Raw genomic sequence first — 14,591 nt, forward strand, 5'->3', positions numbered from 1 at the left:
TCCACTCGGCAGGGGAGCGCGACGTCCCTACCGGTCGGTAACGCCAACTCTAGCCCTAGTTACTGGCCGGTAACCACAGCGGCGCCCCTGTTCTTTGCGTCACACACCTTGCGGATGACCAGGAACAGCGGCAACCCGGCCGGGGCCAGCAGGATCGTGATCACCAGAACGGGTGCCATCACCAGCGGGTGCACGTCCAGCCGGCGCCCCTCCAGGTACATCCAGCGCCCGACGAACAGGTCCCACGCGAGCATGTGCGCCCACGCCAGCGCCGTGCCGGTGTCCGTGGCCAGGTACTCGGCCAGCGGGCCGATCTCCGGCCGGGTGACCAGCGGCAGCACCGTGGAGAGCTCCGGGACCAGCAGCACGACGTAGATCAGCGCCGGCGGCAGCACGATCAGGTACGACTCGGCGATCCTCTCCGTCCACGACCACTTCGGCGCGAGGATCATGAGCGCCCAGAACGGCGCCACGACCAGGAACGTCAGGTCGAACAGGGTGGCGGTCATGCGGCAACGAGCTCCTTCTCCGGTTCACGCGCCCACGCCAGTCCGAGTGCGGTCGCGGCGATGATCCCGGCCAGCGCGACCAACGTCGTGCCGTCGGGCTGGACCAGCGACTGGCCGCGCAGGGCCTGCCAGGTCACGAGCAGGAAGATCCCCAGGAACGAGGCGCCGGCGACCCACGCGATCTTCGCGTTGGCGCGGTCGCCGAGCAGTGCGACGACGACCGGCAGCACCTGCAGCGCGTGCATGCCGATGAAGTGGCCGACGCGCAGGTCGCCGTGCTCGGTGCTCCACCCGGTGAGCGCCATGTACGCGCCACCGTCGGGCGCGCCGACGGTGTGCGAGCCGAGCGTGTCGCCGTCGAGCGCCTGGCCGGGCTTCGGGCTCGTCATGAGGAAGCCGACGCCGAGGCCCAGGAACGAGATCACGAGCCCGAGCCGGATCGACCACGCCAGCGCCTCGTTCTCGAACTTCGTGCGCCACAACAGGACCGCGACGACCGCGTGCGTCAGCCACAGCACGACGATCGTGGTGCCCATGATCGAGAACAGTGCCGCGTCGAGCGGGGTCTCGAAGTTGAAGTGGCTGCGCCTGCCGCGCAGGACCTGGCCGACGATCACGACCATCTCGGCGGCGCCGGCGAGCGCGAGGACGGTGCCCGCCCACCAGCCGACGCGTTGGAACTTCCGCAGGAACGTGAGCAGCCACGCCAGCGTGAACGCGTAGATCGTCAGCGACACGGCGAACTTGAGCGGCTTGAGCCAGATCGGCGAGTTGACCACCGTCCGGTCATCGACGAGCAGCCCGATCAGCGCGATCGGGATCAGCACTGCCATCGCGAGACCGAAGACCACTAGCGGCCGGTGCCACGTGCGCAACATCTCTGTACCCCCTGAATGGATAGCGGCACTCTCTACTATCCGGAAGTTACACTATCCATATGCGTGTTGGCGAGCTTGCGAAGAGAAGCGGCGTCCCGGTGCCGACCATCAAGTACTACCTGCGCGAAGGGCTGCTGCCCGCCGGCGTGCTGACCAGCCCGAACCAGGCGCACTACGACGACGAGCACCTGCGCCGGCTCCGACTGGTCCGTGCCCTGGTGGACGTCGGCGGCCTCTCGATCGCGTCGGTGCGCGAGGTCCTCGCCGCCATCGACACCCGCGACGAGTCGCTGCACAGCAAGCTCGGCGCGGTGCAGGAGGCGATCAGCCAGCCGAGCGCGGTGGAACTGGACCCGCTCGCCATCGAGGACGTCCAGGCCTTCTTCGCGCGGCAGGGTGAGACCGAGTGCGTCGACGTCACCGAAAGCAACGTGACCCACATGCTCGCCGCGGCGCTGTCCGTGGCCCGCTCGGTCGGTCACGACCACTTCCGCGACCTGCTCGACCCCTACCTGGCAGGGCTGAAGATCATCGCGCAGGCCGACGTGGAGTACATCGCGGGCCGCGGCTCGCGTGACGACGTCATCGAGGCGATGGTCGTCGGCACCCTGATCGGCGACGCCGTTCTCAAGGCCGTCCGGCGGCTCGCACACGTCCAGGTGTCGCGCGACGTGATCGACGGCCGGCCCGATTCCGATCCCCAGAACTGATGAGGTGAGGAGCGGCCGTCCCGCCCGGCATGGCGCGCACCGCGCCGGACGGCCTCCGGTACGGATGGATCATGACGACCCGTGTGCCCTGGAACCCCGGCGGCTACCTCGCGCTCGCTCGCCGCGCCTGCTTCGTCTGCGAGCTCCTCGTCGGCAACCCGGACCACCCGCACCACGTCGCCTACCGGGACGAGGTGGCGATCGTGTTCGCGAGCAGGTTCCCCTCGGCGGTCGGCCACTTCCTGGTGGCGCCGGTCGAGCACCGCGAACACGCCATCGGTGACTTCACGCCCGACGAGTACGCCGCGATCCAGCGGGTCGTGCACCGGGCGGGCGGCGGCTTGACCGCGCTGCTGCCCGTCGAGCGGCTCTACGTGCTCTCGCTCGGCAGCCAGCAGGCCAACCGGCACGTGCACTGGCACCTCGTGCCGCTGCCGCCGGGCGTGCCTTACGAAGATCAGCAGTTCGCCCTGTTCGAGCCTTCCCGCGGCTACCTCGACCTGCCCGACGACGAGGTGGCGGACTTGGCCCGGCGCCTCGGCGACCACATGGTCAAGTGAGGTGCCAACCGATATATCAGTTCGGGCAGCGCGCTGAGCTGGCCGTTAGCAACGACTCTTTGGACTTCGTCCGCAAAAGAGTCATTGCAAAGGCTGGTGGAGCAGCCAGCGGACCTCGCCGTCGCGGACCTCGGAGGTGGGCGTGAGACCGGCCGAGGCGGCGACGGCCGCGGAGGCGTGGTGGTTGGGATGGACGTGGGCGATGACCGTGTGGACGGGCTGGGTCCTCAGCCAGGTGACGAGGCCCTGTGCCGCCTCGCGGGCGATGCCGCGGCCTTGCCACGGGATGCCGACCACCCAGGAGACTTCGGCGACGTGGTCGGTGATGGTCGCCTGGACGGTGCCGGTGAGGCGGTTCTCGTCGCGCAGGGTGATCACCCAGTTCAGCCACCGGGTGCCCGGGTCGGGTGAGCCCGCGGTCAGCCGTTCGTAACGGGCCTGGAGCGCCTCGGGGGTGAGCGGTGCGCCGCCGGTGAACGTGTGCAGGGCCGGGTCGGCGAGCACTTCGGCCATTTCCGCGGCGTGGTCGACCCGCAACGGGATCAGGTCCAGGCGGGCGGTGCTGATCACGGGGGAACGTCCCTGGTGGCGGTGCGGGAAGGCGGCGACGAGGTCGCCGCTCCGGTCTAGGACGGGGAAGAGAGATCGGCTGCCAGGGAGACGTCCGGGCCGCGTGGACAGCGGGGACGACCCGTTCGGCGCGTTGACGACGGTCCTCGGCGGCGCACTGGGTGACCCAGGCGCGTGGACGTCGAGGCCGTCGTCAACGCACAGCTCTGCAGGACCCGGCTGATCTGCCGGACGTCAGCCGGCCGGTGGTGGTGCTGTCGCCGCCAGCGCCTTCGTCAGCGCTTCGAGGGTGAGCTCGATCTGCCACGACCGGGCTCCGCCCTCCCGCAGCGCGGACGCCACGGACTCGGGCGAGAGGTCGGCAGGCGGCTGCCAGCAGGTGCGGCGCACGAGGTCGGGCAGCAGCAGGTTCTCCACCGGGAGGGTGTTGGCCTCGGCGATGGCACCCAGCGCCGCCCTGGTCGCGGTCAGCCGGGCCGCCGCGTCCGGGTCCTTGTCCGCCCAGCGGTTGGGCGGGGGAGGGCCGTCGTGCTGGCCCGCGGGTTCCGGGAGTTCCGCCTTCGTCAGGTTCGCCGCCTTGCGCAGCGCGTTCATCCAGACGCCCGCCATGCGGCGCTGGGAACGTCCGCGGAAGACCGGAAGCGCGAGCAGTTCGGCTTCCGAAGAGGGGTTGCGAGCGGCCGCCTCCATCAGGGCGGAGTCCGGGAGGACCCGTCCTGGGGCGATGTCGCGTTCACGGGCCACGGCGTCGCGGGCTTCCCACAGCGCACGCACGAGGGCCAGTTGCCTCTGGTTGCGCACGCGGTGAATGCCCGACGTGCGTCGCCAGGGGTCGGTGCGGGGGCGCGGCAACGGCGCCGTCCGCACCGCCTCGAACTCCTCGAGCGCCCAGGCGAGCTTGCCCTGGCGCTCCAGTTCGGCTTCGAGAACGTCGCGCAGCTGCACGAGCAGCTCCACGTCGAGAGCGGCGTACGTCAGCCAATCGGCGGGAAGGGGCCGGCGCGACCAGTCGGCCGCGCCGTGCCCCTTCTCGAGCCTGTAACCGAGTAGCCGTTCCACCAGCGTGCCCAGCGCGACGCGCTCGAACCCAGCCAGCCTGCCCGCCAGCTCGGTGTCGAACAGCACGCCGGGACGCAGCCCGAGTTCGGCGAGGCACGGCAGGTCCTGGGACGCTGCGTGCAACACCCACTCGGTACCGTCCAGCGCCTGCACCAGCGGGTCGAGCCGTCCGCCCAGGGCGATCGGGTCGACCAACCACGTGCCGGCGCCCTCCCGGCGCAGTTGCACCAGATAGGCACGTTGTGAGTAGCGGTAGCCCGAGGCTCGCTCGGTGTCCACCGCGACCGGGCCCTTCGCCCCGGCGAGCGCGTCAGCGGCTCGCCGGAGCGCAGCAGGATCGGCGACCACGGGCGGGACCCCATCAGCAGGTTCCGTCAGCGGTACCGGATCTGGTCCGGTTGGTGCGGTTGGCTCGTCGGCGGGTACATCCACAGCGGATGACCCTACGACGATCGCACCACTCACAGGTGTTCTCGGCCGGTTCAGTGCTTCAAACCGGTATCTAACGGATCACGCCGGCACGCATGGCCAGCGCGACCATCTGAGCGCGATCCCCGGTGCCCAGCTTCCGGCCGATCCGCGACAGGTGAGACTTCACCGTCAACGCGGACAGGCTCAGAGCCTCGCCGATCTCCTTGTTGCTCTGGCCATCGGCGACCAGCTGGAGCACCTCGACCTCACGCGCGGAGAGTTCCCGCGGCGTGTTGTCCGTGCCCGGCACCCGAGTACCCGCTGCGAGTACTGGTGCCACGCTCGGATCTGCGTAAACGCCGCCGTCGAGGACCCTGCGCACCCCGTCGGTGACCACCATCGGAGAGGCGGACTTCAGGAGGTACGCCTGGGCGCCCGCCTGGAAGGCCGACCTGACCGCGTAGGGGTCGTCGGAGGATGCGAGGACCACGATGCGGGGCCAGCCCTGGGCACGGAGTTCCGTGACCAGGTCGATGCCGGTGCCATCCGGCAGGCCCAGATCGAGGATCGCGAGGTCGCACGGTCCGGTGGCAAGTGCCCGCGCCCGAGCCTCTGCCACCGATGCGGCCTCATGCACTGTCCCGGCTCCCATTTGGGTGAGCCGAGCTGATATCGCCTCCCTCAGCAGTGGGTGGTCGTCGACCACCAGCACTGAAAAAAGCTCTTCCCGCGGGTGCGGGACCATGTTCGCCGGCAACGAGCCGGCTGGCGTGGTACGAACGGCCTGACCTAAGCCGACGGCAGCCACGTCACTACCTCCCTGGAGTCGGTCGTGCCCCCCGACCGGCACCGGAGACTTTCGTCCAATCAGCCGCGCCACTGATCGACCGAAAGTGGTGTCGTCTGGGGCAGCGTAGCCGCCCATGCGGGTCTACGGGACGATCAATCGGGTATCTATCCCTATTGAGTTGTGACAGATGGCCTCATGTGTCACACGATTGGATGACAACTGGATAGGGGGCGTAACGCGAGGCCCTCTCGGAACGACATCTAGGAGTTGGTTGTGCGGAGCGGTTCGGGTGTCGAACGAGCGCGGGCACTGCTGCGGCGCGTGCCCCTGGTCGACGGCCACAACGACCTGCCGTGGGCCCTGCGGGAGTTCGGAGAGGGAACCGGCGAGGACGTCTACACGACCGCCGCGAAGATCGATCTCACGGACCGTCATCCCAGCCTGCACACCGACATCGTGAAAATGCGCGAGGGCGGCCTGGGAATGCAGTTCTGGTCCGTCTGGATCCCCGGCAGGCTCGCGGGAGACGGAGCCGTCACCGCCGTGCTGGAGCAGGTCGAGCTGGTCCACGAACTGGCCGTGCGGTACTCCGACCACCTCGGGATCGCGACCACCGCCGCCGAGGCCGAAAAAGTTTTCGCATCCGGGCGTGTCGCGTCACTGCTGGGCGCCGAGGGCGGCCATTCCATCAACTCTTCACTCGGTGTCCTGCGCGCCCTGCGCCGGCTGGGCGTCCGCTACATGACGCTGACGCACAACGACAACACCCCGTGGGCCGACAGCGCCACCGACCAGCCCGAACACGGCGGCCTGACCGAGTTCGGCCGCGAGGTCGTGCGCGAGATGAACCGGATCGGCATGCTCGTCGACCTGAGTCACGTCGCGCCCAGCACGATGCACGCGGCGCTCGACACGAGCGTCAAGCCGGTGATCTTCAGCCACTCCTCGTGCCGCCACGTCGCGGACCACCCGCGCAACATCCCGGACGACGTCCTGGTCAAGCTCGCGGCCAACGGTGGTGTGGCCATGATCACATTCGTCCCGGACTTCGTGTCGCCGCGTGTCGCTGAATGGGACGCGGCCCTTCGTGACGCGATGACCGCCGCCGGCGCGAGCCACGCGGACATGGACGAGCGGAAGCAGTTCGCCGAGAAGTGGGTCGTCGACAACCCCAAGCCGGTCGCGACGCTCGACGACGTCGTCCTGCACCTCGACCACGCACGCGAGGTCGTCGGCGTCGACCACATCGGGCTGGGCGGCGACTACGACGGCGTCCAGGCGCTCCCGCAGGGCCTCGAGGACGTCTCGACCTACCCGAACCTCATCGGCGCGCTGCTCGACCGTGGCTGGTCCGAGGACGACTGCACGAAGCTCGTCGGCGCCAACGTCCTGCGCGTGCTGCGCGACGCCGACAGCTGACCTGTCGTTTTGTCGTCGAGTCCTGTGCAACTGGTCTTTGCGAACGTCCGCAAAAGACCAGTTGCAAAGACGGCGGCGTGCGGAACAGCCGCTGATATATGGGATATCGGTGGATCAGGAGCGCTGGCCGAACAACGTCACGCCGACCGGGGGCAGCCCCACGGCCGTCGCCATCAGTTCGTAGAACGCGGTGCCGTGCTCGGCGAGCTCGCCGTCGAGCGCCGTCCACGACGCGCGCAGCTCCAGGTCGTCCGTGCGAGCCGGACCGGCGATGTCGCCGAACCTCGCTGACGACGTCTGCGTCACGGTGCCGCCCAGCGCGGTGAACCGCGCACCGGACTGGTCGAGGGCCTCGGTCAGCCACGACCACCCGACCTCGGGCAGCAGCGGGTCGGAGGCGAGCTCGTGGTCCAGCTCGACGCGCACGTACGCCACGACGCGCAGGACACCGCCCCACGCCTCGTCGCCGTCCGGGTCGTGCAGCAGCACGAGTCTTCCGGTCGACAGCTCGTCCGAGGGACCCGTGACCTCAGCCGTCAGCGCGTACGCCCACGGGGCGAGCCGCTGCGGCGGGCGAACCTCGGTGAGTTCGATCTCGGGCCTGTGGCGAACCGACTTGAGCGTCCCCACCGCCCGGCGGAAGATTTCCGGCTCGGTCACGCAACTGACTGTATGCCTCGGAAACCGACCGAGTGACGGCGGCACGCCGGGACGTGGGACCATGAAAGAGATATGACTTCTTCAGTTCCCCTCCTCGTGGCCGCAAGTGGCGGCACCCCGTCGCACACCCCTGTCTGGTTCATGAGGCAGGCGGGACGGTCGTTGCCCGAGTACCGGGCGCTCCGCCAGGGCACCGCGATGCTCGACGCGTGCATGGACCCGGAGATGGTCTGCGAGATCACCATGCAGCCGGTCCGGCGGCACGGGGTCGACGGCGCGATCCTCTTCTCCGACATCGTGGTGCCCCTCAAGGCGGCCGGTGTCGACCTCGACATCGTCGCGGGTACCGGTCCCGTCGTCGCGAACCCGGTCCGCACGCTCGACGACGTGAAGGCGCTGCCCGCGCTGCACGCCGAGCAGGTGCAGCCGGTCGCCGACGCGATCAGGCTGCTGCTCAAGGAACTGCCGCGCGAAGTCGCCCTGATCGGGTTCGCGGGGGCGCCGTTCACGCTCGCCTCGTACCTCGTCGAGGGCGGCCCGAGCAAGAACCACGAGCGCACCAAGGCGCTCATGCACGGCAACCCCGAGCTGTGGCACGCGCTGCTCGCGAAGATCGCCGACGTCACGGCGGCCTTCCTGCACGCGCAGCTCGACGCGGGCGTGCAGGCGGTCCAGCTGTTCGACTCGTGGGCGGGCGCGCTGTCCGAGCGCGACTACCGGGAGTTCGTCCTGCCGCACTCCCAGCGCGTGCTGGAGACGATCAGCACCGTTCCGAGGATCCACTTCGGCGTCGGCACGGGCGAGCTGCTGCCCGCCATGCGCGAGGCCGGCGCGGACGTCGTCGGCGTCGACTGGCGCCTGCCGCTCGACGTGGCCGTGCGGCGGCTGCGCGAGGCCGCCCCGGACCTGCCGGAGCCGGTCGTGCAGGGCAACCTCGACCCGGCACTGTTCTTCGCGGGCTTCGAGGCCGTCGAACGCGAGGTGCGCCGCATCCACGCCGAGGGCAAGGCCGCCCGCGGCCACATCTTCAACCTCGGCCACGGTGTCCTGCCCGACACGGACCCGGAGATCATCACCCGCACCGTCGAACTGATCCACAGCCTGTAATGCACGCCAGAGCACCGCACGTCGCCATCGTCGGGGGAGGCATCTCCGGACTCGCCGCCGCGCACCGCCTGAGGATGCTGCTCGGCCCCGACGCCAGGATCACGGTGGTCGAGCAGTCCGACCGGCTGGGCGGCAAGCTGCGCACCACCGAGCTCGCCGGTGTGCGGTTCGACGTGGGCGCGGAGGCGTTCCTGCACCGCAAGCCCGAGGCGCAGGAGCTGATCGGCGAGGTCGGGCTGCAGGACCACGTCGTGCACCCGACGGGCGCGAAGGCGAGCGTCCACGCGGCCGGGCGCACGCACCAGCTGCCGGCGCACACGTTCATGGGCGTCCCGGCGAGCGTCGAGAGCGTGCGGCACGTGCTGTCGTCCGAGGGCGCGCTGCGCGTCGAGATGGAACCGACGCTGCCGCCGGTCTCGCTCGGCGGCGGGGACGTCGCCGTCGGCGCGCTCGTGAAGGACAGGTTCGGCCCCGAGGTCGCGGAGCGCCTGGTCGGCCCGCTGCTCGGCGGTGTCTACGCGGGCCGCGCCGACGAGCTCGGCCTGCGCGCCACGATGCCGCAGATCGCGACGCTGCTCGACAAGGGCGTCGGGTCGCTGCTCGCGGCCGCCGCGATGACGATGCCCGCGCCACAGCAGCCCCGCGCGGCCCGCCCGCCGGTGTTCGCGTCGCTGGCGAACGGCGTCTCGTCGCTCGTCGACCGGCTCGCCGAGGTCGCGAAGCCCGAGGTGCGGCTGGGCCTGCCGGTGCGGGTGCTGTCGTGGCTCGGCGACGGCTGGCGCCTCGAGATCGGCTCGGCCGCGACCCCGGAGTACCTGGAGTGCGACGGCGTCGTGCTCGCGGTCCCCGCGCCGTCCGCGCGCAAGCTGCTGCACGAGATCGCCCCGCAGGTGTCCGCCGCGTACGGCAAGGTCGAGGTGGCCTCCATGGCCGTCGTCGCGCTCGCCCTGCCGCCGGGCACCGTGCTGCCGGACCGCTCCGGTGTGCTGATCGCGGAGGGGGAGCGGTACTCCGACCGCATCACCCCGTTCACCGCCAAGGCCTTCACGTTCTCCAGCCGCAAGTGGGCGCACTACGGCGAACCCGTGATCCTGCGCGGCTCGGTCGGGCGGCACGGCGAGACGGCGCTCCTGCAACGCAGCGACGCCGACCTCGTCAAGGCCGTCCGCAACGACCTCCACGAGCTGACCGGCGTCAAGGACGCGCCGATCGACTACGTGGTCCAGCGCTGGGGCGGCGGGCTGCCGCAGTACGGCGTCGGCCACGGCGACCTGGTCGACACCATCGAGCGCGGTATCGCCGACGTGCCGGGCCTCGCCGTCGCGGGAGCCACGCTGCACGGCGTGGGCGTGCCGGCGTGCATCGCGACCGCGGACGCGGCCGCCGCCCGTGTCGCAGCACACCTGCTGGGCCGCGTTCGCCGCTGAGAGGACCGTGCCAAGATGGACGTATGGCGCGCTTGAACTACAACGAACTCAACGACACCATCCGCTACACGATGTGGTCGGTGTTCCGGGTCGAACCCGGCAAGCTTCCGGACGACCGTTCGGCGGCGGCCAGCGAGACCCAGGACTACCTGGACGCGTTGGAGGGCAAGGGCGTCGTCGTCCGCGGTGTCTACGACGTGGCCGGTCTGCGCGCCGACGCGGACTACATGATCTGGTGGCACGCCGAGGAGATCGAGCAGGTCCAGGCCGCCTACACCGGCTTCCGCCGCACGCCGCTCGGCAAGGTCTCCACGCCGGTCTGGTCGCAGGTCGCCCTGCACCGCCCCGCGGAGTTCAACCGCAGCCACATCCCCGCGTTCCTCGCGGGTGAGGAGGCGCGCAAGTACGTGTGCGTCTACCCGTTCGTGCGGTCCTACGAGTGGTACCTGCTGCCGGAGGAGGACCGCCGCAAGATGCTGGCGGACCACGGCAAGGAGGCCCGCGACTTCCCGGACGTGCGCGCGAACACCGTCGCGTCGTTCGCCCTCGGCGACTACGAGTGGCTGCTGGCGTTCGAGGCGGACGAGCTGCACCGCATCGTCGACCTCATGCGCCACCTGCGCGGCACCGAGGCCCGTCTGCACGTGCGCGAGGAGATCCCCTTCTACACGGGCACCCGCGTCTCGGCCGCCGAGCTGGTCCTGAACCTGCCGTGAGGGCGGTCCCGGCCGTCCGGAGCGGGCGGCCGGGACCCCTCCGGGTGGATCAGTTCGACCGCCAGAACTTCCAGCGGGCCTTGCGCTTCGCCGACAGCTCGCCCGCGGCGCGGCACCATTCCGCGAACGATGCGGCGTCCTCGCGCGCGCGTGACCCCGCCCGGCGGGGGTGCTCGACGGCGTAGGCGTCGAACAGCGGCCGGAACCGCTCGCCGAGCTCGTCGGCGACAGCGGGGCCGAGCATCCGCACGATGCCGCGTCGTTTCGACAGCAACGTGCGCCGTTCGACGGCGAGGCGCTGTTCGTCGAATCCCGCCGGGGCCGGTCCGTTCGCGAGCAATGCGGTCAACAGCTCGGCCTGCCGGGCGGCGAGCCTCGCGCGGGCGGCGGGGACGTCGTCCTCGTTCACGACTTCAGCCACGGTGCTTGTCCACCACGGCGCGGATCGCGGCCAGCTCCGCCTCGATCTCCGCGTCGGACGGGTAGTTGTCGTCGCGTTCCAGCAGAACGCCCGGAGGGCTGACCCGCGAGCACAGTTCGTCCAGCACCTCCAGGACTTCCGGCAGGACGGCGTGGGCGTGCGTGTCGTGGTAGATGCCGCCGTGCTGCTCGCCGCCGGCCACGTGCACGTAGGCCAGCCGTTCGAGCGGGATCTCGTCGAGGAACCGCTCCGGGTCCGTGCCGATGTTGCGGGCGTTGGCGTAGAGGTTCGCGACGTCGACGAGCAGCCAGCAGTCCGTGCGCTCCACGAGCTCGGCGAGGAACTGACCCTCGGACAGCTCGCCGTCCGGCCACTCCAGCAGCGCGGCGACGTTCTCGAGCGCGAGCGGCACCGGCAGGTTCGCCTGGGCCAGCTTGACGTTCGCGACGAGCACGTCGAGCGCGTCCCTGGTGCGCGGCACCGGCATCAGGTGGCCGGAGTCGAGCCCGCCCGCCCGCACGAAGCACACGTGGTCGCTGACCATCGGCGCTCCGACGGCCTCGGCGACGGCGCCCAGGTGCTCGACCCGGTGCAGGTCGACCTCGTCGGCACCGCCCAGTGACAGCGACACGGCGTGGGGGAGCACCGGGACTCCGCGCTCCAGCAGCAGCGTGACCGACTCCGGCAGGTGTCCGATGTGGAGGTTCTCGGCGACGACCTCGACGAAGTCCACGCCGGGCAGCCGTTCCACGGTCAGGTCGATCTCCGAGCGCCAGCCGATGCCGACACCCAGGTCCGCGATCCCCGCCATCAGTCGCCCCCTCCGCCGCCGCCACAACCGCCGCCACCGCAGCTGCTGCTGCCCGACGAACACCCACTGGTACCACAAGAACTTCTGCCGCACCCGCTCCCGCAGCTGCCGCACCTGTCGTCCTCGGCGCGCTTCCTCTTCTTGCGCGGCACCGTCCTGACGACGCTCTGCGGCAGCCCGAAGAGGTCGCCGACGTTCCGGTCGCCGACCCGGCCGCGGAAGCCGTGCAGCGCGACCGCGAGCACCCTGTCGTCCGCGGTCACGCCCTTCATCGCCGCCCTGCCCGCCCTGGTGACCGGACGAGCGCCGAACGACCACCAGGAGGCCCCGAACAGCGCCGCGGTGCCCACGAGCAGGGTCGGCTCGGTGATCGCGGCCAGGGCGAGGAACGACCCGATCACCAGGAAGATCCACCACAGCCGCATCCGGGGACGGGGGGCGCGGATCAGCTTCCGCTCGCGCAGCCCCTGCTGCAGCACCCGCATCTCCAGGCTGGTCGCGGAGGCTTGCACCACCTGACCGAACTGCACGGGTTTGGTGAGCCGGCCGAGCATGCGCGTCTCGACCACCGTGACGCCGCCGCCGCTCTGGTGCACGGGGGACACCCGGCCGTCGCGCGCGACCCGCACCACGCCGGCGTCGAGCAGCCGGGCCAGCGCGGTCTCGGCCGCCCTGCCCGGTCCCGCCGTCAGGAAGCCGATCTCCTCGGGGGACAGGACCGTCGCCCGGGAGGTCGTCGGAGTCACCATCAGTTCTCCCTCAACTGCTGGAACTGCTGCAACTGCTGCTGGAACTGGAGCTGCTGCAACTCGAACTCGAACTGCTGCTGCTCGAACAACTGCTTGCGCTGGAGCAGCTCGACGAGCCGCCGCAGCTGTGGTGGCTCCAGTCGTAGGAGCCGCAACCGCCGCCGACGTGCGAAGTGGACGAACCGGAGGACTTGACCGCGCGCTGCTTGCCCCGCCGCAATCCGGACAACGCCACCGCTTCCGCACCGCTGTGCGTCGACCTGAACGCGTATCGCACCACGATCTTGCCGTTCGCCGTGAGCCTGCCCTTGTCCCGCAACAGGAGCGCGGTCACCAGCATCATGCCCGTCAGCACGAGCACCAGGGGTTCGACCGCGAGTGCCACGAGCAACGAGGCGAACGCCATCAGGAACAGCACGACCCGCAACGCGGTTTTGCCGCCGCGGGGCCTGCCCCACGAGGAGCGCACCACCCCGCGGGCTACGAGGCTCTGGTGCAGCGCGCCCATCTCGTGGCTCGTCATCGCCACCCGCACGACCTGCTGGACCGGCCGCGGCGTCCCGTGCAGTCCCGCCAGGACGTACGCCTCCAGCGGACTGGTGGCGCCGTAGGTGTTCTGGTGGACGGCGGTCACGAGTCCCTCGCGGGAGACGCGCACGAGACCGCCGTCCACCAGCCGGGCGAGAACGGCTTCCGCCGCCCTGCCCGGTCCCCCTGCGAGAAACCCGATCTCCTCCGCGGTCCACGTGGTGCGGTGCGGTGTCGAAGGCGTGGACATCAGCACTCCCCTCACTGGTGCCTGTGCTTCTTCGACGTGAGATCCACCCCCGGGTTCCTCGCGTTACCGGAAAAGAACGAGGGAGGACGGCTCAGCTGCCCCCGCCGCAGCCACCACCGCACCCGCCGCCCCCGCCGCAGCTGCTGCCGCTCGAACACGAGGAAGAGCTGGACGAACACCCGCTGTAGCCGGTGGTCGCCGACGTGGTGGAGGAGGAGGCGAGCAGCGAGCTGCGCACCGCCAGGTCCGGGTACACGGCGAGGCCGCCGAAGAGAACCGCTCCGGCCGCTCCCGCGTAGAGGGCCTCGTCCCCGCTCGCCGCCCTGGTGCGGGCGCCGCGGGCGGCCTCCAGCACCCTGGTGCCCTTGGCGGTGCGGAGGTGCTTGCCGCGCCGCGTGAGGAGCACGATCAGCAGGACCGTCAGGACGAGCTGGACGGAGAGCCAGCCGATGTCGGCGCCGATCGCGATGCCGTTGACCCAGCGGGCGGCACCGATCGCCAGCAGGACCCACAAGGCGGCACATCCCTTGTGCAGCGCGCTCTTGGCGACGGCCGGGTGCACGAGAAGGCCCATGTCCTCGAGCCGCCGGCCGATCGCGGTGACCACGTCGTCCTGGGCGACGGCCGGGATCATCAGGGTGACCGTGCGGTTGGTGTAGCGCTGGCCGTCGGTCACCACCGCGCGGTCCACCGGGTTCACCGAGTGCGTGGTGGACGTCACCTGCACCGTGCCGCGCCGGGACGTGCGGAGCTCACCCGCGGTGAGCAGGCGCGCGAGGGACGTCTCGACCACACGCCTCGGACCGCCTGCGAGGTAGGCGAGTTCGTCCATGTCCAGGGAGCGCGCGGGCTGGTCGCCGCGACCCGCCCGCACGCGTACCCGGACGACGATCGCGACCAGCACCGCCAGTGCCAGCCCGATCCAGTACAACTGGAGGAACTCCGGTCCGGACAGCCCCCAAGCCTTCATGCGACCCACCCCCTGAACTGCCCCGAATGTGCTTCGGTGCGTCCAT

General features: G+C 70.6%; 17 protein-coding genes. 6 read left to right on the forward strand and 11 right to left on the reverse strand.

The window, feature by feature from the left end:
* Nucleotides 1-59: 59 nt before the first annotated feature.
* Entirely contained in the window at nucleotides 60-509 is a 450-nt protein-coding gene (locus L6E10_RS11835) for an ABA4-like family protein (RefSeq protein ID WP_236219550.1), read from the reverse strand.
* The gene (locus tag L6E10_RS11840) at nucleotides 506-1,342 is read right to left on the reverse strand and encodes a hypothetical protein (protein WP_236219551.1); all 837 of its coding nucleotides are present in this window, start codon (nucleotides 1,340-1,342) and stop codon (nucleotides 506-508) included. Before L6E10_RS11840 ends, L6E10_RS11835 begins: the two co-directional genes overlap by 4 nt.
* Before the next feature lie 104 nt (nucleotides 1,343-1,446).
* Here L6E10_RS11840 and L6E10_RS11845 point away from each other — a divergent pair, with 104 nt between their 5' ends.
* Nucleotides 1,447-2,097: a MerR family transcriptional regulator gene (locus tag L6E10_RS11845; RefSeq protein WP_240010472.1), complete on the forward strand. Its 651-nt coding sequence runs from the start codon at nucleotides 1,447-1,449 to the stop codon at nucleotides 2,095-2,097.
* Between the two features lie 71 nt (nucleotides 2,098-2,168).
* On the forward strand, nucleotides 2,169-2,657 hold the full coding sequence (locus L6E10_RS11850; RefSeq protein WP_236219553.1) for an HIT family protein: 489 nt from the start codon (nucleotides 2,169-2,171) through the stop codon (nucleotides 2,655-2,657).
* 81 nt (nucleotides 2,658-2,738) lie between these two features.
* On the opposite strand, the gene L6E10_RS11855 is transcribed toward L6E10_RS11850, so the two are convergent.
* From L6E10_RS11855 to L6E10_RS11865, 3 genes are all read right to left on the reverse strand, one after another.
* Nucleotides 2,739-3,227: a GNAT family N-acetyltransferase gene (locus L6E10_RS11855; RefSeq protein WP_236219554.1), complete on the reverse strand. Its 489-nt coding sequence runs from the start codon at nucleotides 3,225-3,227 to the stop codon at nucleotides 2,739-2,741.
* A gap of 234 nt (nucleotides 3,228-3,461) precedes the next feature.
* On the reverse strand, nucleotides 3,462-4,718 hold the full coding sequence (locus L6E10_RS11860; protein WP_236219555.1) for a ribonuclease D: 1,257 nt from the start codon (nucleotides 4,716-4,718) through the stop codon (nucleotides 3,462-3,464).
* Between the two features lie 70 nt (nucleotides 4,719-4,788).
* Nucleotides 4,789-5,442 (reverse strand): response regulator transcription factor, encoded by a 654-nt coding sequence (locus L6E10_RS11865; protein WP_181320591.1) that lies wholly within the window; start codon nucleotides 5,440-5,442, stop codon nucleotides 4,789-4,791.
* A 318-nt stretch (nucleotides 5,443-5,760) separates the two neighbouring features.
* Here L6E10_RS11865 and L6E10_RS11870 point away from each other — a divergent pair, with 318 nt between their 5' ends.
* Nucleotides 5,761-6,906, forward strand: a complete 1,146-nt coding sequence (locus tag L6E10_RS11870; RefSeq protein ID WP_236219556.1) for a dipeptidase — start codon at nucleotides 5,761-5,763, stop codon at nucleotides 6,904-6,906.
* Between the two features lie 114 nt (nucleotides 6,907-7,020).
* Here the strand turns inward: L6E10_RS11870 and L6E10_RS11875 are convergent, their stop codons facing one another.
* Nucleotides 7,021-7,566 carry a DUF3000 domain-containing protein gene (locus L6E10_RS11875; protein ID WP_236219557.1) on the reverse strand — a complete coding sequence of 182 codons (546 nt, stop codon included), beginning with the start codon at nucleotides 7,564-7,566 and terminating at the stop codon, nucleotides 7,021-7,023.
* Nucleotides 7,567-7,638: 72 nt separating this feature from the next.
* Here L6E10_RS11875 and hemE point away from each other — a divergent pair, with 72 nt between their 5' ends.
* The 3 genes from hemE to hemQ are packed head-to-tail and all read left to right on the forward strand — an operon-like array spanning nucleotide 7,639 to nucleotide 10,816.
* Nucleotides 7,639-8,673, forward strand: coding sequence for a uroporphyrinogen decarboxylase (gene hemE / locus L6E10_RS11880; protein ID WP_236219558.1), 1,035 nt, complete (start codon nucleotides 7,639-7,641; stop codon nucleotides 8,671-8,673).
* Nucleotides 8,673-10,100: a protoporphyrinogen oxidase gene (gene hemG / locus L6E10_RS11885; RefSeq protein ID WP_236219559.1), complete on the forward strand. Its 1,428-nt coding sequence runs from the start codon at nucleotides 8,673-8,675 to the stop codon at nucleotides 10,098-10,100. Before hemE ends, hemG begins: the two co-directional genes overlap by 1 nt.
* Before the next feature lie 23 nt (nucleotides 10,101-10,123).
* Nucleotides 10,124-10,816: a hydrogen peroxide-dependent heme synthase gene (gene hemQ, locus L6E10_RS11890; protein WP_236219560.1), complete on the forward strand. Its 693-nt coding sequence runs from the start codon at nucleotides 10,124-10,126 to the stop codon at nucleotides 10,814-10,816.
* Nucleotides 10,817-10,865: 49 nt separating this feature from the next.
* Here the strand turns inward: hemQ and L6E10_RS11895 are convergent, their stop codons facing one another.
* The 5 genes from L6E10_RS11895 to L6E10_RS11915 all read right to left on the reverse strand — a co-directional run bounded on the left by L6E10_RS11895 (nucleotide 10,866) and on the right by L6E10_RS11915 (nucleotide 14,545).
* Nucleotides 10,866-11,237, reverse strand: coding sequence for a hypothetical protein (locus L6E10_RS11895; RefSeq protein ID WP_236219561.1), 372 nt, complete (start codon nucleotides 11,235-11,237; stop codon nucleotides 10,866-10,868).
* On the reverse strand, nucleotides 11,230-12,048 hold the full coding sequence (locus L6E10_RS11900; RefSeq protein WP_236219562.1) for a DUF692 domain-containing protein: 819 nt from the start codon (nucleotides 12,046-12,048) through the stop codon (nucleotides 11,230-11,232). The genes L6E10_RS11895 and L6E10_RS11900 overlap by 8 nt, the downstream gene beginning before the upstream one ends.
* Entirely contained in the window at nucleotides 12,048-12,797 is a 750-nt protein-coding gene (locus tag L6E10_RS11905; protein ID WP_236219563.1) for a TIGR04222 domain-containing membrane protein, read from the reverse strand. Before L6E10_RS11905 ends, L6E10_RS11900 begins: the two co-directional genes overlap by 1 nt.
* A 10-nt stretch (nucleotides 12,798-12,807) precedes the next feature.
* A complete protein-coding gene (locus tag L6E10_RS11910) occupies nucleotides 12,808-13,575 on the reverse strand; it encodes a TIGR04222 domain-containing membrane protein (protein ID WP_236219564.1) in 768 nt (255 codons plus the stop codon).
* A 91-nt stretch (nucleotides 13,576-13,666) separates the two neighbouring features.
* Entirely contained in the window at nucleotides 13,667-14,545 is an 879-nt protein-coding gene (locus L6E10_RS11915; RefSeq protein WP_236219565.1) for a TIGR04222 domain-containing membrane protein, read from the reverse strand.
* Nucleotides 14,546-14,591 lie beyond the last annotated feature (46 nt).

The organism is Lentzea sp. CC55 (assembly GCF_021056325.1).
Classification (GTDB): domain Bacteria; phylum Actinomycetota; class Actinomycetes; order Mycobacteriales; family Pseudonocardiaceae; genus Lentzea; species Lentzea jiangxiensis.

Excerpts from the sequence above, each read along its gene's own strand:
- L6E10_RS11835 (WP_236219550.1), bottom strand. The coding sequence starts at position 509 with ATGACCGCCACCCTGTTCGACCTGACGTTCCTGGTCGTGGCGCCGTTC.
- hemG (WP_236219559.1), top strand. The coding sequence starts at position 8,673 with ATGCACGCCAGAGCACCGCACGTCGCCATCGTCGGGGGAGGCATCTCC.
- hemE (WP_236219558.1), top strand. The coding sequence starts at position 7,639 with ATGACTTCTTCAGTTCCCCTCCTCGTGGCCGCAAGTGGCGGCACCCCG.
- L6E10_RS11905 (WP_236219563.1), bottom strand. The coding sequence starts at position 12,797 with ATGGTGACTCCGACGACCTCCCGGGCGACGGTCCTGTCCCCCGAGGAG.
- L6E10_RS11840 (WP_236219551.1), bottom strand. The coding sequence starts at position 1,342 with ATGGCAGTGCTGATCCCGATCGCGCTGATCGGGCTGCTCGTCGATGAC.
- L6E10_RS11850 (WP_236219553.1), top strand. The coding sequence starts at position 2,169 with ATGACGACCCGTGTGCCCTGGAACCCCGGCGGCTACCTCGCGCTCGCT.
- L6E10_RS11865 (WP_181320591.1), bottom strand. The coding sequence starts at position 5,442 with ATGGTCCCGCACCCGCGGGAAGAGCTTTTTTCAGTGCTGGTGGTCGAC.
- hemQ (WP_236219560.1), top strand. The coding sequence starts at position 10,124 with ATGGCGCGCTTGAACTACAACGAACTCAACGACACCATCCGCTACACG.
- L6E10_RS11910 (WP_236219564.1), bottom strand. The coding sequence starts at position 13,575 with ATGTCCACGCCTTCGACACCGCACCGCACCACGTGGACCGCGGAGGAG.
- L6E10_RS11900 (WP_236219562.1), bottom strand. The coding sequence starts at position 12,048 with ATGGCGGGGATCGCGGACCTGGGTGTCGGCATCGGCTGGCGCTCGGAG.
- L6E10_RS11845 (WP_240010472.1), top strand. The coding sequence starts at position 1,447 with ATGCGTGTTGGCGAGCTTGCGAAGAGAAGCGGCGTCCCGGTGCCGACC.
- L6E10_RS11915 (WP_236219565.1), bottom strand. The coding sequence starts at position 14,545 with ATGAAGGCTTGGGGGCTGTCCGGACCGGAGTTCCTCCAGTTGTACTGG.